General features: G+C 28.8%; 18 protein-coding genes and 1 pseudogene. 15 read left to right on the top strand and 4 right to left on the bottom strand.

From position 1 onward, the window contains the following. Window positions 1-267: 267 nt before the first annotated feature. Window positions 268-1,977: a phosphoenolpyruvate--protein phosphotransferase gene (gene ptsP / locus HUU89_RS12745; protein WP_032091753.1), complete on the bottom strand. Its 1,710-nt coding sequence runs from the start codon at window positions 1,975-1,977 to the stop codon at window positions 268-270. A gap of 159 nt (window positions 1,978-2,136) precedes the next feature. Between ptsP and nagB the strand changes: the two genes are divergently transcribed. The 10 genes from nagB (at window position 2,137) to hisC (ending at window position 10,043) form a co-directional block, all read left to right on the top strand. Beyond that, on the top strand, window positions 2,137-2,874 hold the full coding sequence (nagB, locus tag HUU89_RS12740; RefSeq protein WP_032091752.1) for a glucosamine-6-phosphate deaminase: 738 nt from the start codon (window positions 2,137-2,139) through the stop codon (window positions 2,872-2,874). 94 nt (window positions 2,875-2,968) lie between these two features. Next, the gene (locus HUU89_RS12735; protein ID WP_032091751.1) at window positions 2,969-3,538 is read left to right on the top strand and encodes a CDP-alcohol phosphatidyltransferase family protein; all 570 of its coding nucleotides are present in this window, start codon (window positions 2,969-2,971) and stop codon (window positions 3,536-3,538) included. Further along, the gene (locus HUU89_RS12730; protein ID WP_032091750.1) at window positions 3,531-3,920 is read left to right on the top strand and encodes a hypothetical protein; all 390 of its coding nucleotides are present in this window, start codon (window positions 3,531-3,533) and stop codon (window positions 3,918-3,920) included. Before HUU89_RS12735 ends, HUU89_RS12730 begins: the two co-directional genes overlap by 8 nt. Before the next feature lie 56 nt (window positions 3,921-3,976). Continuing rightward, window positions 3,977-4,165, top strand: coding sequence for a hypothetical protein (locus HUU89_RS12725; RefSeq protein WP_022001335.1), 189 nt, complete (start codon window positions 3,977-3,979; stop codon window positions 4,163-4,165). A gap of 93 nt (window positions 4,166-4,258) precedes the next feature. Further along, window positions 4,259-5,779, top strand: coding sequence for a 2,3-bisphosphoglycerate-independent phosphoglycerate mutase (gpmI, locus tag HUU89_RS12720; protein WP_032091749.1), 1,521 nt, complete (start codon window positions 4,259-4,261; stop codon window positions 5,777-5,779). Window positions 5,780-5,793: 14 nt separating this feature from the next. Further along, entirely contained in the window at window positions 5,794-6,297 is a 504-nt protein-coding gene (locus HUU89_RS12715; RefSeq protein ID WP_217498493.1) for a bacteriocin, read from the top strand. Window positions 6,298-6,316: 19 nt separating this feature from the next. Next, complete coding sequence (locus tag HUU89_RS12710; RefSeq protein WP_175301951.1) at window positions 6,317-7,147, top strand: zinc ribbon domain-containing protein; 831 nt, start codon at window positions 6,317-6,319, stop codon at window positions 7,145-7,147. A gap of 77 nt (window positions 7,148-7,224) precedes the next feature. Next, window positions 7,225-8,184, top strand: a complete 960-nt coding sequence (gene pfkA, locus HUU89_RS12705; protein WP_119362852.1) for a 6-phosphofructokinase — start codon at window positions 7,225-7,227, stop codon at window positions 8,182-8,184. Window positions 8,185-8,193: 9 nt separating this feature from the next. Further along, on the top strand, window positions 8,194-8,973 hold the full coding sequence (locus HUU89_RS12700) for an HAD-IIB family hydrolase (RefSeq protein WP_175301950.1): 780 nt from the start codon (window positions 8,194-8,196) through the stop codon (window positions 8,971-8,973). Between the two features lie 2 nt (window positions 8,974-8,975). After that, the gene (gene hisC / locus HUU89_RS12695) at window positions 8,976-10,043 is read left to right on the top strand and encodes a histidinol-phosphate transaminase (RefSeq protein WP_175301949.1); all 1,068 of its coding nucleotides are present in this window, start codon (window positions 8,976-8,978) and stop codon (window positions 10,041-10,043) included. A 53-nt stretch (window positions 10,044-10,096) separates the two neighbouring features. Here hisC and tagD read toward each other — a convergent pair whose 3' ends face one another. The 3 genes and pseudogenes from tagD to HUU89_RS12685 form a co-directional block, all read right to left on the bottom strand. Further along, a complete protein-coding gene (gene tagD / locus HUU89_RS15160) occupies window positions 10,097-10,501 on the bottom strand; it encodes a glycerol-3-phosphate cytidylyltransferase (RefSeq protein ID WP_032091818.1) in 405 nt (134 codons plus the stop codon). A gap of 75 nt (window positions 10,502-10,576) precedes the next feature. Beyond that, window positions 10,577-11,548: pseudogene (locus tag HUU89_RS15155) on the bottom strand (NAD(P)H-dependent glycerol-3-phosphate dehydrogenase); the annotation flags it as partial. A gap of 13 nt (window positions 11,549-11,561) precedes the next feature. Continuing rightward, window positions 11,562-12,284 (bottom strand): YaaA family protein, encoded by a 723-nt coding sequence (locus tag HUU89_RS12685; protein WP_032091743.1) that lies wholly within the window; start codon window positions 12,282-12,284, stop codon window positions 11,562-11,564. Between the two features lie 65 nt (window positions 12,285-12,349). Here HUU89_RS12685 and HUU89_RS12680 point away from each other — a divergent pair, with 65 nt between their 5' ends. The 5 genes from HUU89_RS12680 (at window position 12,350) to HUU89_RS12660 (ending at window position 21,143) form a co-directional block, all read left to right on the top strand. Further along, window positions 12,350-13,354, top strand: coding sequence for a nucleoid-associated protein (locus tag HUU89_RS12680; RefSeq protein WP_175301948.1), 1,005 nt, complete (start codon window positions 12,350-12,352; stop codon window positions 13,352-13,354). 59 nt (window positions 13,355-13,413) lie between these two features. Next, window positions 13,414-14,364, top strand: coding sequence for a trigger factor (tig, locus tag HUU89_RS12675; RefSeq protein WP_175301947.1), 951 nt, complete (start codon window positions 13,414-13,416; stop codon window positions 14,362-14,364). Window positions 14,365-14,512: 148 nt separating this feature from the next. Beyond that, window positions 14,513-15,244, top strand: a complete 732-nt coding sequence (locus HUU89_RS12670; RefSeq protein ID WP_254697782.1) for an NAD-binding protein — start codon at window positions 14,513-14,515, stop codon at window positions 15,242-15,244. 302 nt (window positions 15,245-15,546) lie between these two features. Then, window positions 15,547-16,431, top strand: a complete 885-nt coding sequence (locus HUU89_RS12665; protein ID WP_175301946.1) for a hypothetical protein — start codon at window positions 15,547-15,549, stop codon at window positions 16,429-16,431. Window positions 16,432-16,691: 260 nt separating this feature from the next. Beyond that, the gene (locus tag HUU89_RS12660; protein WP_175301945.1) at window positions 16,692-21,143 is read left to right on the top strand and encodes an MBG domain-containing protein; all 4,452 of its coding nucleotides are present in this window, start codon (window positions 16,692-16,694) and stop codon (window positions 21,141-21,143) included. Window positions 21,144-21,236 lie beyond the last annotated feature (93 nt).

Below are 21,236 nucleotides of genomic sequence, written 5' to 3'. Positions count from 1 at the left end.
GGCGAAGATAGTACATTGTGCGAAAATAGCTCGTTGCCAGTTCCTTCTTTTTTTTTATGTTTTTACATGATCCTTGACAGGTCATACCATTGTGGTATGACTTTTTTTTCCGATATGCTTTATTGCATCATATAAAATAAAGATAATTTTGAGTTGCTATTATTTGATGTTTATAAACTTTCTGAAATTATTTGAATATCTTGACTTTTTGTATGAATTATTATTGGAAATTAGTAAAAAAAAGACCTCTTTTCGAGGTCTTTATTATTACATTTTTACTGTAGATTTAACTAATTCAACAACTTCTTCAGAAGTAGCACAATCTAATGCTTTTTCTACTAAAGCTTCCATATCAGCTTTTGATACGCTCTTAATTAATTTTCTTTGAGCTAAGATTGAAGTAGCTGACATAGAGAATTCATCTAATCCTAAACCAAGTAATAATGGAGCTGCAATAGCTTCACCAGCCATTTCTCCACACATACCAGCCCATTTACCTTCAGCATGTGCTGAATCGATGACATGTTTTAATAAGTTTAAGATTGATGGGTTGAATGGTTGATATAAATAACTTACACCAGAAGACATTCTGTCTGCTGCAAATGTATATTGTACTAAGTCATTTGTTCCTACTGAGAAGAAATCAACTTCTTTAGCAAATTTATGAGCTAATACAGCAGCTGCAGGAATTTCAATCATGATACCAACTTGTAATGTATCACTTACTTTAACACCTTCAGCAACTAATTTTTCTTTTTCTTCCATTAAGATTCCTTTAGCTTTACGGAATTCTTGTAAAGTAGCAATCATAGGGAACATGATTCTTAAATCACCATAAACTGATGCTCTAAGTAATGCTCTTAATTGAGTTCTAAAGATATCTTCTCTTTGGAAACATAAACGGATTGCACGAACACCTAAGAATGGATTCATTTCTTTTGGTAAATCGATAGCTTCGATTTCTTTATCTCCACCGATATCTAATGTTCTAACAACAACAGGTTTACCTTCCATACCTTCTAATACTTCTTTATAAACTTCAAATTGTTGTTCTTCAGTTGGTAATTCAGCAGATTCCATATATAAGAATTCAGTTCTGAATAATCCAACACCTTCACCACCATTTTCTTTAACACCTGCTAAATCTTTTGCTGAACCAATGTTAGCAACTAATTCAACTTGATGTCCATCAGTAGTAATTGTTTTTTCATTAACTAATTTCTTTAATTCTTCTTTATAAGCGATGAATTCAGCACGTTTAGTTTCATATTCTTTAACAGTTGTTTCATCAGGATTGATCATAACTGTTCCTTCAATACCATCAAGAACAATTAAATCTCCATCTTTAACTTCTTCTGTAATTGTTTTACAAGCAACAACTGCAGGAATTTCTAAAGAACGAGCCATGATAGCTGAGTGAGAAGTTCTACCACCAATATTAGTAGCAAATCCTCTAACTAAGTTTTTATTTAATTGTGCTGTATCAGAAGGAGTTAAATCATCAGCGATAATAACAACTTCTTCATCAATTAAAGCAGGGTTTGGTAATGGTTTACCAAGTAAGTTAGCTAATAAACGACGAGAAACGTCTTTAATATCAGCAGCTCTTTCTCTAAAATAATCATCATCCATCATTTCAAACATTGCAATGAAACTATTTGCAACTGCATCTAATGCAGCTTCAGCACATAATTTTTCATTATTGATTTTGTCTAAAACTTGTGTTTTTAATTCAGGATCTTGAAGTACTAATGCATGAGCATCAAATACAGCAGCTTCTTCAGCTGATAAGTTTTTAGAAGCAGCTTCTTTAATTGCTTCTAATTGTTTAGCTGTTTCAGCCATACAATCTTCAAATTTTTTGATTTCAGCTGCAACATCTTCTACAGTGTTTTGTGTTACAGTTAAATCAGGCATAACTAGTTTGTATGCTTTAGCAATTGCAATACCACTAGAAGCCCCAATACCTTTAATCATAGTATTAAACACCTCCATATTTACATTCCAATTCTAACCTATTTTTATTGAAAAATAAAGATATTTTCATTGTACGAAAGGACTTTTTAAGAAAAAAAACAAGTATTTATTGAATTGTTTGTCTAGACATGATAAGATGTTATCGAGGAGGAGTTTGCAATGAAAGTTATTATTGTTGAAAATTATGAAGAAGCAAGCCAAGAAGCAGCAAAAATTTTTATTAATCAAGTAAAGGAAAAACCAAATAGTATTTTAGGATTAGCTACAGGATCTACACCTGTTAGAATGTATGAATTATTAAGAGAAGATCATGAAAAAAATCATACATCATATAAAGATGTTAAATCATATAACTTAGATGAATATTTTGGATTAGATGCAAGTCATCCACAAAGTTATCATTATTTTATGTATAAAAACTTATTCAATGGAATTGATATTAAAGATGAAAATGTTCATGTTCCATGTGGACAAGGAAATATTCAAGAAAACTGTGATGAATATAATAAAATGTTAGCTGAAAATCCAATTGATATTCAATTATTAGGAATTGGTTCAAATGGACATATTGGATTCAATGAACCAGGAACTGATTTTAATTCAAAAACACATTATGTTGATTTAAAAGAAAGTACTATTAAAGACAATGCAAGATTATTCTTTAATGGAGATGAAGATGCTGTTCCAAAACAAGCAATCTCTATGGGAATTCAAAATATTATGGATGCTAAAAGTGTTGTTTTAATTGCTTGTGGTAAAAATAAAGAAAATGCTGTTAAAGGAATGATTGAAGGACCTGTAACTCCAGAATTACCAGCTAGTGTATTACAAAATCATAAAGATGTAACTGTAATTATTGATAAAGCAGCTGCAGCTTTATTAGAAAAAGAATATTAAAATTAATGAGGGAGAAATCTCCCTTTTTTTGTTTAGGTTGAAATTTTTATCATTAAACTGTAAGATTATATTACTAATATAGAAGGTGAAAATTATGAAAAAAATAAGACTTAAAGAATTATTTAATATACCTAATTGTTTATGCTATTTAAGAATAATACTTATTCCTATTTTTTTACATCGCTATTTTTTAGCTGGAAGTAAAGAAGATTATTATATATGTGCTACTATTTTAATTATTTCAGGTCTATCTGATTTTTTAGATGGCTACATTGCAAGACATTACCAGATGATTACTGATTTTGGGAAAGTTATAGATCCAATCGCTGATAAATTGACACAATTTACGGTTGCGTTTGTTTTAGTTTATACGTATTCATGGATGTGGTTATTACTTCTTATCATTGTTTTAAAAGATGGAATGCTGGCTTTAGGGGGACTTTATTTATATGAAAAAGGAGCAAAGGTCCAAGGAGCCTCATGGTGGGGGAAAATTTCTACTGCTATCTTTGATGTTGTCGCAATCGTATTAATTGGAATACATATTCCAAATTCTATTTTTGCAACTATTTCAATTTTTGTTTGTATTATGTTGATGTTATTATCACTTGTTTTATATGCTAAACAACTGTTATCAATTTATAAGGAGCTTAAGAATGAATAAAAGGCAAATAAAGTTAAGTTGTTATTTAGAACAATTAAATATAGAGGTTGTTAAAGTAGAAATGATTTTAAATCAATTAAATAGATTAAAAAATAATCAAGAGATAGCTAATTATATAATTGAAAGGGATCTTTTAAAAACAAAGTGTCAATTAGAATTATCACTTGCTTCTTTGTGTATTATTCTAAGAAAAATGTGTGAAAATCAATTTATTACTTTAAATCAAGAAAGAAGAAAAGATATTAATAGTATTATCCATTCAAATCGTTTTGATTTTTTTGAGGACGATAAAGTTTATGTTTTTTCACAAAAAGGACAAGAAGAAGTCAATATCATTCAATTACTAGATTATGCAAAAAAGATATTTAAAGAAATCGTATGATTTTTTTGGACATCTTTTTTATTTTATCCAAGATAAAATAAAACTAGGTGAATAAAATGAATATTAAAAAAAATTGTGGTATTGTTTTGATTGTTTTGGGAATCATCTTAACGTTAGATCGAACAAATGAATTCAAAGGTATTGTTTCAATTATTGTTTATTATATTCAAGAATACTGGCCTTTATTCATTACTTTTTGCGGTGTTTCATTGCTTGCTACACCACAAAAAACTAAAAAGAAATGAAATAAAAAATACTGATTTTATATAGCTAAATGAATTGAAACACGATAACAAAAATGATAATATGTATAACGTATTAATGGAGGAAACAAAAAAATGAAAAAAAGACCTATCGTATTATGTATTATGGATGGTTATGGTATTTCTGAAAGCATTAATGGTAATGCTGTAAGACTTGCTAATACACCTAACTTAGATGATTTAATGGCTATGTATCCAAACACAACTATTTCAGCTAGTGGTATGCCAGTTGGTTTACCTGATGGACAAATGGGAAATAGTGAAGTTGGGCATTTAAATATTGGAGCAGGAAGAACTGTTTATCAATCATTAACTTTAATTAATAAAGCTTTAAATGAAAAAACTTTCTTTGAAAATGAAAAATTCTTAAAAGCAATTCAACATGCTAAAGATAATGGTTCTAAATTACATATTTGGGGATTATTATCAAATGGTGGTGTTCACTCATCAAATGAACATATCTATGGTTTATTAGAATTAGCTAAACAACAAGGTTTAGATAAAGTATATGTACATGCTTTCTTAGACGGAAGAGATGTTGCTCCTGATAGTGGTGTTGATTTCGTAAAAGAATTACAAGAAAAAATTGAAGAAATCGGTGTTGGACAAATTGCATCAATTTCTGGTAGATACTATGCAATGGACAGAGATAAAAGATTTGATCGTGTTAAATTAGCTTACGATGCAATCGTATGTCAAGAAGGTGAATCTTTCGAATGTCCAGTTCAATATGTAAAAGATTCTTATGCTAAAGATGTTTTAGATGAATTCGTTATCCCTGGTTACAACAAAAACGTTGAAGGAACAATTGATGATGGAGATTCAGTAATCTTCGCTAACTTCAGACCAGATAGAGCAATCCAATTAGCTACAGTAATCACAAATCCTACATTCTATGAAGGATATGTACCTGAAAAACAAGTTAAAGATTTAGAATTCGTATGTATGATGAAATATGCTGATAGTGTTAATGGAGAAATCGCATTCGTTTCACCTGAACTTACAAATACATTAGGTGATTACTTATCAGCTCAAGGTTTAAAACAATTACGTATTGCTGAAACTGAAAAATATGCTCACGTAACTTTCTTCTTTGACGGTGGAGTTGATAAAGAAATCGAAGGAGCTACTCGTGTATTAGTTAATTCACCAAAAGTTGCTACTTATGATTTACAACCTGAAATGTCAGCTTATGAAGTAAAAGATAAATTAATTGCTGAATTAGATAAAGATATTCATGATGTTGTAATTGTTAACTTTGCAAACTGTGACATGGTAGGACATACTGGTGTTATTCCTGCAGCAATCAAAGCTGTTAGCGTTGTTGATGAATGTATCGGTGAAGTATATGAAAAAGTTCTTGAATTAGGTGGAACTATGTTAATTACTGCTGACCATGGTAATGCTGAAGAAGAATTAGATGCAGATGGAAATCCATTCACTGCTCATACAACAAATGTTGTACCTTTAATTGTTACTAATTCTCATGTAGGATTAAAAGAAGGCGGAAAATTAGGAGATTTAGCTCCAACAATGTTACAATTATTAGGTTTACCAATTCCTGAAGAAATGGATGGAGAATCTTTATTAAAATAATCAATAAGTTCATATTGATTTCATTTTTAATAGGTATATTAAGTGGGTGTAGTCATACTACATCCACTCATACTATACAGAAAGATTTATCAAAAAATCAAATCATAGAAATCAATTATGATGATGTTTTAAAGAAAATAAATCAAAAAGAAGATTTTGTTTTATATATTGGAAGACCTGATTGTAAAGATTGTCAAGAATTTGAACCTTATTTAAAAAAATATTTAAAGAAAAATAAAGGAGTTTATCTTTATTATTTCAATATTAAAGAATATCGAGATCAAGCGAATAGTCAAGAAGCAACAAAAAAAGAAAAATCTCGATATAACCAAATGAGAAAAAAACTTGATTTTTCATGGACACCTACTTTAAAATTAGTGATCAATGGGAAATTTGTAGATCAATATACTTTTTTAGATGAAGATTATTATTCATTACCAAGCAAAAAACAAAAAGAAAAGAAACAGGATTATATTGATAAACTTTCATCTTGGCTAAACCAAATATACCAAGATTAAAAGAAAGGATTGATAAAATATGAAAAAATGTCCAAAATGCCATAAAAATATACCAAGTAATGCAAAAGTATGTCCTTATTGTGGAACACCTCAATCTGGCTATCAACCAATGAAACGTACTCCTAAAAGAAAATACGCATTCATTTATCCAATTTTGATTATTGCACTTGTTTTCTTACCTATGGGAATTTCTTATTTCTTTGCATTTAATGCATTATCTGATAGTGGAATCAATCAAACAGCAACATTAAAAACATATACAAAATCAAATCAAGAAACAGTTGTATATCAATATGATTCCTTAAAAGAATTTTCAAAAAATGTTAAAAATAGTAAAAAATATGTCAATAAGATTAATAACATGGAATCGTCTTTAGAAAAAATAGTTGGAACAAAAAATATGGATTCAGAATATTTGTTTCAAATAACAGATAATAATAATCTTTATGTATCTGTTCAATATGATATTTCTTTAGATAAACAAAATACAATGAGTATTTCTTATGATTATGATTTATCAAAAGAAAGCCAATTACAGTTTGAATATCATTTAAATGATATTCAACAATTAGATGATGGCTATCAACAATTAAATCAACAATTTACAAAAATAAATCAAATCATTACACTATTTAATGAAAAAGATAATCAAGAATTAATTCAAAAAACATTAAATGATTTAAAAAATAATGAAGCTGAAATTTCAAAAGAAACACTTTCTCATTATGGAAAAGGAATGACACAATCAAAAGGAAACGATCAATCTTCAATAAGAATATTTAATTATAAAGATACATATCGTTTAAAATTTTCTTATGATTCAAATTTAAATTTAGAAAAATTTATATAAAGCCAAGAAATTGGCTTTTTCTTTTTATGTAAAACAAGTATAATAGGGATAATTATAGGGGAAAAGTAGGTGAATCGATGAGAAAAATTGCAGTTTTAACCTCAGGAGGAGATGCACCAGGAATGAATGGGGCTATTCGTGCTATTGTTCGTGTAGGAATAAAAAGAGGTTTTGAGGTTTATGGTGTTTATGAAGGATATAAAGGATTAGTAGCAGGGAATATCAAAAAATTAGGGTATAGTGATGTTTCTGAAATATTATCTAAAGGGGGAACTATTTTAGAATCTTCAAGATTACCTTCATTTAAGGAAGATAAAGTTCAAGAACAAGCAATTCATCAGCTTAAACAAAGAGGGATAGATGGACTTGTTGTTATTGGGGGAGATGGAAGTTATAAAGGAGCTTTAGCACTTAGTCAAAAAGGAATTGATTGTATTGCTATTCCTGGAACAATTGATAATGATATTAATGGAACAGATGAAACAATAGGCTTTCATACGGCACTTTATAACATTATCGATGCTGTTAATAAATTAAGAGATACGTCTAGTTCACATCATCGCTGCTTTGTTGTTGAAGTTATGGGAAATCATGCAGATAATCTTGCTATTTATTCTGCAATTGCATGTGGTAGTGAAATTGTTATTACAGATAAAACAGAGTATGATGAAAATAAAATTATTGAAGAACTTAAAATATGTGAAGAAGAGTATCATAAAAAACATGCGATAATTATTGTAAGTGAAAAAATATTAGATGTTGAAAAACTAGCTAATCGTATTAGCGAAGAAACTGGATATTCAGGAAGATCAATTGTTTTGGGACATATTCAAAGAGGTGGATCACCTGTTCCTGAAGATCGTATTTTAGCATCTAAAATGGCAGAAGAAGCCATTTGTTTATTAGAAAAAAGAAAAAGTGGTTTATGTATCTGTATGAAAGATAATCAAATTATATCTAAAAATATTGAAGAAGCTTTAATTGAAAAAAATGAAAATCAGGATCGTTTATATCAATTATTTTTAGACTTAGCTTAAGGAGAAGATATGAAAAAAATATTATTTAGTGATATTGATGGAACAATTGCTAAGGGCAATTTACCCATTACTTATAAAGATCAAGAAGCTGTAAAAAAATTAAGAACACAAGGTCATTATTTTTCATTTTGTACAGGAAGAAATATTCAAGAAACAAAACTTGTCACACCACATTTTGAATATGATTATCTTGTTTTAAATAATGGAGCAATGATTGTTGATCAAAATGATCAAGTTCTTTATCGAAAACAAATAAAAAATGAAATTGCTAAAGAAATACTTAAAGAAAGCTATCAAAAATATCCTTATCTAAATTATACATTTTTTGATGGTCAACAAACATATGGATATATAAATCAAAAAACATGTATTTTAACAGAAAATGGTTATCAAGAAATAGCAGGTGATTTTTTAGAAATATTAGATCATACTCAAGATGATATTGATATTGTATGTGCTTTTCATCCACAAGAAAAATTAGATGAAATACTTGAAATTCAAAAACAAATCCACCAAAAATATGTAGGTATTCATGCAACACTCAATGTTGTTTATTTAGATATTACAGTAGATTGTACTAAAGGAAGTGGACTTAAAAAGCTTTGTTCATTATTGGATCAAGAAGTGATTTCTTATTGTATAGGAGATTCTTATAATGATTTAGATATGTTTGAAAAAGCTGATCATGCTTATACTTTTAATCGTGTAGAAAAACAAATAAAAGAAAAGACAGAAAAACAAGTTGATTATGTTTATGAAGTCATCAACGATATGTTAGAAGGGGAATAACAATGAGTTGGCAAGATAAATTAAGACAAGTAGAACCATATGTAGCAGGTGAACAACCAAAAATCAACAATATGATTAAATTAAATACGAATGAAAATCCATATGGTCCATGTAAACAAATAAAAGATATTTTAAAAGAAATCGATATTGAAAAATTAAAACTTTATCCAAATAGTGATGGAGAAGAATTAAGACATGCTTTAGCTAAGTATCATGGTTTAAAAGATGAACAAGTTTTTTTAGGAAATGGTTCAGATGAAGTTTTAGCACTTACATTTTTAACATTTTTTAATGGAAGTAATCCAGTATTATTTCCAAATATTTCTTATTCATTTTATCCAGTTTATTGTGATCTTTACCAAATGAATTATAAAGAAATTATTTTGGATCAAGATTTTAAAATGCATGTTGAAGATTTTAAACAACCAAATTCAGGAATTATTTTTCCTAATCCAAATGCACCAACAGGATTACTCGTTTCATTAGATTTCATTGAAGAAGTTTTAAAAAGTAATCCAGAAAGTATCGTTGTTGTAGATGAAGCTTATATTGATTTTGGAGGACAATCATGTGTCCCACTTATTCATCAATATGAAAATTTAGTGGTTATTCAAACGTTTTCTAAATCAAGATCTTTTGCTGGAGCTAGATTAGGAGTAGCTTTAGGAAATAAAGAAGCTATTTCTCATCTATATGATGTGAAAAATTCTTTTAACTCGTATCCTATTGATTATATAACTCAACAAATTGGAATTGTTTCTGTTTTAAATAGTCAAGATATGAAAGAAAAATGTCAAAAAGTAATTAAAACAAGAGAATATACAAAAACGAAACTAAAAGAATTAGGATTTGTGGTTCCAGATAGTTATGCTAACTTTGTATTTGTAAAACATCCAAAGATTGATGGGGAAGAATTATTTTTAGCACTTAGAAAAGAAGGCATTATTGTGCGTCATTGGAATAAACCATTGATTAATCAGTATTTAAGAGTTACGATTGGAACTGACCAACAAATGGAAAGATTCTTTGAATTTTTAGAAAACTATTTAAATCAAAAAGGATTGTTATGATTTTTTCATAACAATCCTTTATAAAAAAGAAGCTATAGCGATTGCTATAGCCTTTATTTTTCTTCTGTATGATGTAAATCTTCTTTAATTTGAGTTGTAGAAATTTCAGGAGTTCTTGGTAAATATATAACTTCTACACCCTCATCTTTTAGATAATCAAATTTACCTTTCCAATCATCTCCAATAACAAAAGTATCAATATGATATTCTTTAATATCTTTGATTTTTTGATCCCAATTTTCTTCAGGAATAACTAAATCTACAAAACGTACAGATTCTAGTAGACCTTTTCTTTGTTCATAAGAGAAATAACATTTTTTATCTTTTTTCAAACGTGTAAATTCATCAGTTGAAACAGCAACAATTAAATAATCACCTAAAGCTTTCGCACGTTTTAATAAATTAATATGTCCGTAATGTAATAAATCAAATGTACCATAAGTAATAACTCTTTTCATACCTAACCCTCTTTTACTTTTAATAATACTATTTTCAAAATTAATATCTGCAACAGACTTTGTTAGCTCTGTTTTTCGATCACGATTCATTAATGCCTTGACTGCTTCATTTGGACTAACTTTACCTTTAACAATAGCATCGACCATGGCAGTAATTGGCATTTCTACATCATATCTTTTAGCAAGTTGCATTGCAGCAGGTAAAGCGTTTAAACCTTCAACGACCATACCAACTTCTTTTGTAGCGTCATCAACATTGTAACCTTGTCCAATTAATGTTCCACATTTAAAGTTACGACTATGCACGCTTGTTGCTGTGACAATCAAATCACCAATTCCGGCAAGACCATGGAATGTTTGTTCAAGGCATCCCATTGTTGTTCCTAAACGTGTCATTTCAGAAAGACCACGCGTAATAAGGGCAGCACGAGTGTTATCACCATAATTTAACCCATGGGAAATACCAGCTGCTAAAGCAATGATATTTTTTAAAGCACCACATAATTCAACCCCGCGGACATCAATGTTTGTATAAACACGCATGCATGTATCTTGGAAAAGATTTTGTACTTTTTCAGCAACTTCTAAATCATCACAAGCTGAAACAATGGTTGAAGGCATATCTCTTACAACTTCTTCAGCATGGGTTGGACCTGATAGAGCTACGATTTTTGCTTGATTTCCTAAAACATCTCGAATAATTTCAGACATTGTATAAAGACTATCTTTTTCAACCCCTTTAGCAAGATCGATTAAGATTTGCTCTTTAATATAATCTTTAGCTGTTTCCATTGTACTTCTCATAAAAATGGAAGGAACAGCAACCACTAAATACTCGCTATTGCATACTTCTTTAATATCTGTTGTAAATTCCATATCATCAGGAATTTCTAATTCAGGTAATTTTGGATGTGTTCTGTTTTTTTGAATATATTCAATTTCTTGAGGTAAAGCCGACCAAACCATCACTGAATGATGACGATTGCATAACACTCTTGCGACAGCCATCCCCCATGTACCTGCGCCTAAAACACCAACTTTATACATGATAAATAACCTCCTATTTTTTGATGTATTTCATTTTTTCATTTTTTATAAAAACCCAATGATCATCATTTGAATCATCTTCACTAAAATGATAATCATCGATCACAATTTCTTTTATTTGTTCAATATCTTCAATATGATGTTCAATCAAATAATTGAGTATCATTCCTCTTGCTTTCTTTAAATACACGGCATTTCGTTTAAAAGTATGCCCATTTCTTATCACAAAATCAAGTTGAATGATTGGAAGATCAAACATTTTTTCATATTCTTTCGTACTTAAAGAAAGAATAACATCTTCATTTTTTAAATAATCATTTAGTTCTTTATACCAATATTGATATAAATTTATTTCATTTAATTTATGTTTCATTTCTAAACGATGATAATTTACAGCATCATTATAACGTAAAATTCCATAAAGTGGAGAATTAATTAGTAAATGCTTATCTAAATAATCCCATTCTTCTTTTTGATAATTCTTTAAATCAAGCTGTTTAAAAACAACGCCATTAAATAAATTTATGGCTGCAAAAGTTTCCTCATTATGAAAATAATCATAAATTAATGAAGATTGTTTAAAAGAAATCTTCATCAAATCATGAATTTGATCAATATCTAATTCTTTTAATTGTTTTCTTAAAGATTCTGCTTTATTAAAAAACAATGGTGTTTGTTTTTCAATAGGAAAATGCTTTTCTTTTAAACTTTTTGCATCAGCAATTATAATTTTCATAGACTTCACCACATCCATTATATATTAAAATAAAAAATTATGATATACTACATTCGGTGATAAAGATGAATACAACAATTATAGATAAGATATTAATTCATATGCTCGATATGGAACATAGTCAAATTATTTACTCTGATCAATTTATTGATTTAATAGAGGGAACAACTGAATATTATGATAAAAAAATAGAAAAATGTTTAACGAATACAACCATTAAAGAACTCATTGTAGGAAGTGAACATCATTTATTACAAGCAGCTAGAAATATGATCATTGATGATGAACAATTTATTGTTGAATCTAAAAAGATTGCTCAAGATCTATTTGCTGTCAGCAAATATGTAGAAGAAATGCCTAATAGTAATTTAATGTTTGTTGAATGTAAAGTAGATGGAGAAAAGATGATTCTCATCATGAAATTAAATTATAAAGTGACACCTATTTCTATTGTGGAAGAAGTAGATGATAAAAGATTTATTAAATTTGTTAATAGACAAAGTCTTCCACCTAAAACTTCAGCTGTTGAAGAAGCAATTATTATCAATGTTGATAAAAACACAGTTTCTTTAATTGAAAAAAGATTTCAAATAGATGGAAAACCAGGCTATTATCTTAATGAACAATATATTAAAGGTGAACCTAAATTAACAGATAAACAAAAAATGAGTATTGTCAATAAAGTCGTTAAAAAAGTCGATAGTGAATATAATGTTTTTGAAGGTGATCCTACAGCTATGGTAAAAAAAGAAATGATTGATTTAGTAATGGAACATTTACCATTAAAACCAATGGAAATTGCGAAGAAGGTCATGGGTGATGATTATAACGCACAAGAAGAAGTTGAAACGATTATGAGAGATCTAGGAATTGAAGAAGATGATGAAATTGTTAATGTTCCACTTTCATTAGATCGTATGTCAAGATGTAAATTGGTTTTAGATGATGATCGTATTATTGAATTAAATGTTGAAGATTATTTAAATCATGAAAATATTACAACCGAAACAGATATGTCAGGATATTCAACAATTACTTTAAATAATATTAAGGATATTAAGATTAAATAAAGACAATAAGTTTTCTTTATGATAGAATAAACAGGCATATAATGAAAGGAAATAGATAAATGAGTAAAGTAATTAAATTAGGTAACTATAAAGGAATTGAATTTAAAGTAGAAAAAGTACCTGTATCTAATGAAGAAGTTGAACAACAAATTCAAATGATTTTAGCTCAATCAAGTCAAACAGAAGAAAAAGATGGAGATACTGTTGAAAACGGTGATATCGCTACAATCGATTTTGTTGGTTTAAAAGATGATGTTGCTTTTGAAGGTGGAACAGGAAATGATTATGATTTAGAAATTGGTTCAGGATCATTTATTCCAGGGTTTGAAGAACAAATGATTGGTATGAAAGTTAATGAAACAAGAGATTTAAACTTAACTTTCCCAGAAAATTATCAAGCCGAAGATTTAGCTGGACAAGATGTTGTTTTCAAAGTAACGGTTAAAAAATTATCTGTAAAAAAAGAAGCTGAATTAAATGATGATTTTGTTGAAGGTTTAGGTGTACCTGAAATTAAAACAGTTGAAGATTTAAAAGCTTATATTAATGAAGGTTTACAACAACAACATGATCAACAATATGAAGCACAAAAAGAAAACATAATTTTTGATGCTTTCATGGCAGATAGTGAAGTTGAATTAGATGATGATGCAATTGATGAGGCATTAGATAGACAAATGTCTTATATGGCGAATCAAATGATGGCTCAAGGAATTCAATTAGATCAATACTTACAAATGACAGGTATGGATGAAGAAAAATTAAGAGAACAAATGAAACCATCTGCTACTCAACAAGCTAAATTAGAAGCTTTAATTGATGAAATTATTGCTGTTGAAAATATTGTTGTTACTGAAGAAGTTTTAGATGAACAATTAAATATGGTTGGACAAGCTAATCAAATGACTAAAGAACAAGTATTAGAAAAAATTGATTTAGAAGGATTCAAAAGAGATTTATCTCGTATGCAAGCAAGCCGTATTATTGTAAATAATGCAGTTGAAAAATAATGAAAATTCCACGATATAGTGGAGTTTTTTATTATACTGTATAAAAATAATTTTTTCATTGATATTTAGTTTGGTTAATGTAAAATAGGTTGAGTAATTAAAGAAAAAGGGTAAAAATATCTATCTGTATTAAAGAGTTTCATTTTTTATGAAAATCATTGTTTTGGGAGCCGGTAAAGTCGGAAAAACACTTATTAAACATATGTCAAATGAAGATCATGATATTATTGTTGTCGATCAAAATGCAACTAAAGTAGAAGAAGTTGTAAACCAATATGATGTTATAGGTGTTGTAGGTAATGGCGGTTCATATGATATATTAATGGAAGCAGGAGCAGAAGATGCTAACCTTATTATTTGTGTAACTACTTCAGATGAATTAAATATTTTAGCAGGATTAATGGCTAAAAAAATGGGAACAAGACACACTATTGCCCGTGTTAGAAATCCTGATTATTCATCACAACGTGATTTTATGAGAAATCAATTAGGTTTTTCAATGATCGTTAATCCTGAACTTGAAGCAGTAAGTGAAATTTGTCGTGTTTTATCTTTTCCTTCAGCTGTTAAAGTGGATACTTTTTCAAGAGGAAAAGTTGAGCTTGCTGAATTCTTTGTGGAAGATCATAGTCGTTTAAATGGAGTTGAATTAAATCAATTACATAAAATTACAAAAGCAAATATTTTAATATGTGCTGTAAGTCATAATGAAGATGTAATTATTCCAGATGGAAATTATGCTATTAAACCAGGCAATCATTTATATATTACAGGGACACATCGAGATTTATCAAGATTTTGTTTAGATATCGGTGTTATCACAAATCGTATTAAAAATGTTATCATTGTTGTTGGTATCAAAACTTGTTTTATCTTTTGATATGTTGGCAGGACGACTTGAAATATTCCCAATGTTATTATTATTTGCTCCATCTCAATGGAGAAAATAGACTACTTAGAAGTCCCTAGTGGACTTCTTTTAAAATATTAAAAATTATTTATTAGGAGATCTCGAAAGAGGTCTTTTTGCATTTCACACCCTAAAAACGACATTTCGCGACAAATGAAAAAATAAAGTATCATAAATAGTAAAATATGAATAGACAAGGGAGGTTTTTTATTAACAAATAAATAAGAAGTTTTAAACATAATAATTTTTAATAAGGGGAGGAAAAGAAAGTTATGAAGATAAAAATTAAGAAAATAATAGCAAGCGTACTTACATTTATGATGATTTTTACACAAGTACCTGTAAATGTATTTGCGGCAGATACTAATATTTCAAGTGATGGAAGTACGTATTATACAAGTACACCAGGAACATATAATTTGCCTGGAGGTACGTATTATACTAAGAAATATTCTACATGGGAAAATGCTGGTACAAAAGTTCGTGTACAATATAATAGCTCTAAAATAGGAACGATAGCTTTAAATATATTAGGCGATGTTATTAATAATCCTGATAAAAGTGGAAGGTTTGATTTTATTAGGACTGACAGAAATACTGATGTAACTATTAATATGAATGGTCATACATTTACTTATAGTGGAAATGATGTTTACAGTCTATGCGGATTTGTTGAAAATTCAGGAACAATGACAATCAATGGTAGTGGTGGAACGATTGTATCTGATGAAGTTGGACTTAACTCTGTAGAGGGAGTTTTGAATGTTAATGATGCCACAATTAAAGCAAATCGTATTGGTATTTACAATAAAGGGACAGAACTTAAAGAGGCAGTACTTAAACTTAAAAATGTCACGTTTGAAAATTGTGGAACAGATGTTCAACTTGGTAGTAATGGTACCATTGATCTTTCAGAATATAATGGAGATGCTATTACAATTGATATTGATTATAACATAAACGATGGAAAGAAACACAGAATATCTCCAAGAGGAGTAAGTAGAGATGATTTGAATAAAATAAATTTTGTAAGAAATAGTGACAAATTATACAGAGTTGATCTTAGATATGACGAAGAAGGTCAATATATATATTTAGCAAAACATGTTCACAAATGGAACTATGTACTTGATAACAGCGATGAAAGTGGAAAATAATAAAAGGTTATTGTAGTGAAGAAGATAGAAAGAGTGAATGTGATTATCAGGATCCAGATACTACAACAGCGAAAATAGTATTAAAAACAAAAGATGGAGGGTATAAGAAAGGAGACAATGCTTGGGTTGAAAATGCCGCTGGTAATAATACCTCTAGTTTTCCAATATCAGGAGATTCATACAAATTAACATATTATCAAAATGGACAACAATTATCACAAAGACCAACAGAACCAGGAGATTATTCAGTAACTCTAACAATGAATCAAGTTTCAGTTTCTGGAGAATTCACAATTACGAAAGCAGAATATTATACAAATAAAATATATTTCAAAGATAAGAACTGGAAAGAACAAGATAATTGTGAATATACTTATCAAGGATATCAATCAGAATTTGGTCCATATGTAAAAGTCAATGATGGGTATGGTCATCTTATGGATCCAAATTATGTAGATTCAAATGCAGTTGTTTCTTATGAATACAAGAAATGTGATGATGACGACAGTACATATAAACCAATAAGTTCAGATAAGCTATTAGCTGAGTTAAATAGTCTAAAACCTGGTACTTATTTTATTAGAGGAGTAGTTTCTGAAACAAATCATTATTTGCGTTTAACAACAAAATCACTTAAATTTACTGTATTAAAAGCAGAACCTACTCCACCTAGCATTGTTAAATACACATGGGAATATGGAGAACAACCAGAACTTGTCCCTGAAAGTATGTTAGATAATTGTCAATATTCATATAAATATTATGATCGTGATACAAATATTAAAGTCAATAAAGAATATCCAGACGTAGGAAAATATTATTTAAGTATATATAATTCGGGATCGGATCTTTATAAGTCTGGATCGTCTCCTCAAAAATTTATTACTATTACCCAAAGAACAGCAACTTTATCATGGAAACTAGATGGAACAAATACATTAAAAATTCCATATGATGGTAAACCACATGTTCCAACAGCAACTGTTACTAATACAGTTGGAGATGACAAATGTAACGTGACTGTTTCTGGTGAACAAACTGAAGTAGGTACATATACTGCAACTGCAACTGAATTGAGTGATTCAAATTATAAATTACCTGCACAAAATACAGTTACATTCGAAATTGTCAAAGCACATAGAGAAGCACCAACATCTGTAACAGCCACAGGAACAACATATAAAGGTGGAACAGATGGTAAATTAAATAATGTTGATTCATCAATGGAATATAGAAAAGATGGTGAAAATGAATGGCATAGTATTTCTGGAGATACTGTAGAAGGATTATCTACCGGTAAGTACTATGTAAGATATAAGGATTGTCAAAATTATTATGCTTCACCTGAAAAAGAAGTATATGTAGCCAATGGACAAGAAATCAAAGTAAAAGTTCCAGCTAGTCAAGTTGGATATACTTTAAGTGTTAGTAATACAGTTGTTGATTATAATGAATCAAGTACTCTTACATTTACCTTGAATAAAGGCTATTCAAAAACAGAAGATTTCGCTGTTAAGGTAAATGGCGAAACAGTTCAATTAGATAACAATAATCAATATACAATAAATAATATTCAAAAAAATACAAATATTACAGTTGAAGGAGTAGCTGATATAACAGCACCTGATACAGAAATAAAGGTATCCAATAAAACATGGAAAAGTATTTTAAATAAAATCACATTCGGTTTATTCTTTAAAGAAACACAAAAAGCAGAAATTACAGCTACAGATGAAGGTAGTGGAGTTAATAAATACTATTATTATGTTGATAAATCAGGTAGTGAAAAATCACTAACAGAGAAACAATTACAAGCAGTAGATTGGAAAGAAGGAGAATCTGTTACATTTAGTGAAGATAGTAATTATGTTATTTATGCCAAGGTAATAGATAAAGCAGGAAATATTAAATATGTTTCAACAGATGGTATCGTAATTGATACTATTGCACCACAAGTATCAGGTGTAGAAAACAATCAAACATATACGAAAACACAAACATTTACAGTAACTGATAATAATTTAGATACAGTAAAAGTAGATGGACAAACAGTTGAACCTACTAATGGTAGTTATACATTAGTTCCCAAAAAAGGAACATATACAATCGAAGTAACAGATAAATCAGGAAATAAAACAACATTAAATAATATTACAGTTAACTGGGAAAAAGTAAAAAAACCAACAGTAGAAAGCAAAGTATATACAGGACAAACATTAACTGCAAATATTTCAGAAAATGGTTTATACACAGTTAAAGAAAATAATGGTGGTATTGATGTAAATGAATATGATGTTCAATTGACTTTAAAAGATCCTACAAATTATAGATGGGAAGACGGTACTATTGATACAACAGTAAAATTCAATATTACCCAAGCAACACCAGTTGTTACGAAACCAACAACAAAAACACTAACATATAATGGAAGTGAACAAGAATTAGTAAATGCAGCATCTACTAATGGAGGAACAGTAAAATATTCTTTAGACAATAAAAACTGGTCAACATCAATTCCAACAGGGAAAGCTGCCAAAGAATATACAGTTTACTACAAAGTAGAAGGAAATAAAAACTTTAAAGATGCAGATGTACAAGAAATCACAAATAAAATCAATCCTAGAACAATTGATTTAAATTGGAATAAAGAATTAACTTACAACGGTAAAGAACAATTACCAACAGCTACAGTTAATAACTTAGCAGATGGTGATAAATGTGAAGTTACCGTTGATGGAAATCAACAAAAAAATGCAGGTACTTATGAAGCTAAAGCTACAAAAGTAAGTAATCAAAATTATAAGTTACCTGAAAATGTAACAACAAGTTATACAATTAGACCAAAAGATATCACTGTAACAATAACACCTAATGGTGGTACTTATGGTGAAAAAATTACAGGTGCTACAGCTAAGTTAAATGATGTAGAAAGTGGTGATCATCCAGAAGTAACATTAACTTACACAGGAACAGGGTATGATGGAACAAAAGTTAATGGAACAGAAGTTCCTAGTCATGCAGGTAAATATACTGTTACAGCAAGTATCGATGACAAAAACTATAATTTAACTGATACAAATACAGCTGAATTTGTAGTAAAAGGTGCAGATGCTGGATTAAAAGTAAAAGAAGTGAATGATAAAAAATATGGTGATCAAGGATTTAAATTAGAAGTATCTCATAAAGGAAATGGAAAATTATCTTATTCAAGTAGTAATGAGGATGTAGCTACAGTAGATGATCAAGGTAATGTAACAATTCATAATGCTGGTACAACAAAATTAAAAGTTACATTAGGAGTTGATCATAACTATGATAGTGATAGTAAAGAAGTAACATTAACTGTTAATAAAATCAATCATGAATTAACAGTTGATCAAAAAGATGTTGAAAAGACTTATGGTGATGAAGCATTTACAATTCATGCTCAAAGTAAAGATAATGAATCAGCTATTGAATATGCAAGTAGCGATGAAAAAGTAGCTACAGTAGATAGTGAAGGTAATGTAGTTATCAAAGGCGCAGGTAAAGTCATCATTACAGTAAGTCAAAAAGAAAGTAAGAATTATAAAAAAATATCTAAAGAAATAAATCTTACTGTTAAAGCTAAAAAGATTACAGTTACTGTAAATGATGCATCAAAGACATATGGAGATGAAGACTCTGAATTTACATATGTAAATGATAAACTTATTGGTAATGATAAATTAACAGGAATTATTCTTACAAGAGAAGAAGGAGAAGATGTAGGAACATATAAGATAAAAGTAAGTCAAAAAGAAGGATCAAATCCAAATTATGATATTACTTTTAAAGATGGAACATATACAATTAATCCATTATCGATTGATAAAGGAACAGTTGTATTAGGAAATGTCTTAAAATATACAGGAGAAAAACAAACACAAGAAGTAGAACAAGTTTTAGTCAATGGAAAAGCATTAAATAAAGAAGATTATGAAGTATTAGATAATCAAGCAACGAAAGAAGGAAAACATGTTCTAACAATCAAAGCTAAAGGAAATAACCATACAGGATCCTTTGAATATGCTTATGTTATTTTACCAAAAGAAAATGATAAGATAGGAACAGGATCATTTACTGTTAAAACAACAGGAGATGTAGAAATAAGTAGAGATGAAATTATAGATATCCTTATTGAAAACAAAGAAATAACAGCAAATGAATTAAGTGAAGTAGCAGAAGGTAAGAAAATAGAAATCGTATTAGAAGTAAAAGAAGCACAAACAAATGAACTTATTGAAACAAATACAAAAGGATATAAAGTAGGAAAATACTTAAATATTACTTTAAATAAAATAGTTAATGGAACAAATGAAAGTATACATGAACTTTCAAAAGTCATGAAAGTAACAATCAAAGTTCCAGAAGAACTAATCAATAAAGATAGTAAAACTAAAAGAGAATACTATATCGCAAGAAGTCATAATGGAAAAGTAGATATACTAGAAACAAATTATGATGAAAAGACAAATAAACTTACATTTGAAACAGATAAGTTTAGTGATTATGCAATTATCTATAAAGATAAAAAAGAATTAAAAACAACGGTAACTGCTTCAATAAATAAATCAAATACAAAACAAACAACGAAAGCTAAAACGGGAGATAATGCAAATATTATAGGATTAATGATGCTACTAGTAAGCAGTATGTTTGTGATGGTATTTGTAAGAAAAAAAGAAAATTAATAGAGATATAGAAAAAGTCTTTAAGTTGATGCTTAAAGGGGTAACCAAATAATTTAGGGGGAAAGCCAAATTATTTAGGGGACAACTTTAGGG

The organism is Faecalibacillus sp. H12, from assembly GCF_013361255.1.
GTDB classification, from domain to species: domain Bacteria; phylum Bacillota_I; class Bacilli_A; order Erysipelotrichales; family Coprobacillaceae; genus Faecalibacillus; species Faecalibacillus intestinalis.
The sequence above is the reverse complement of the archived record's forward strand: the minus strand, read 5'-3'. Positions and strand labels throughout refer to the sequence as shown.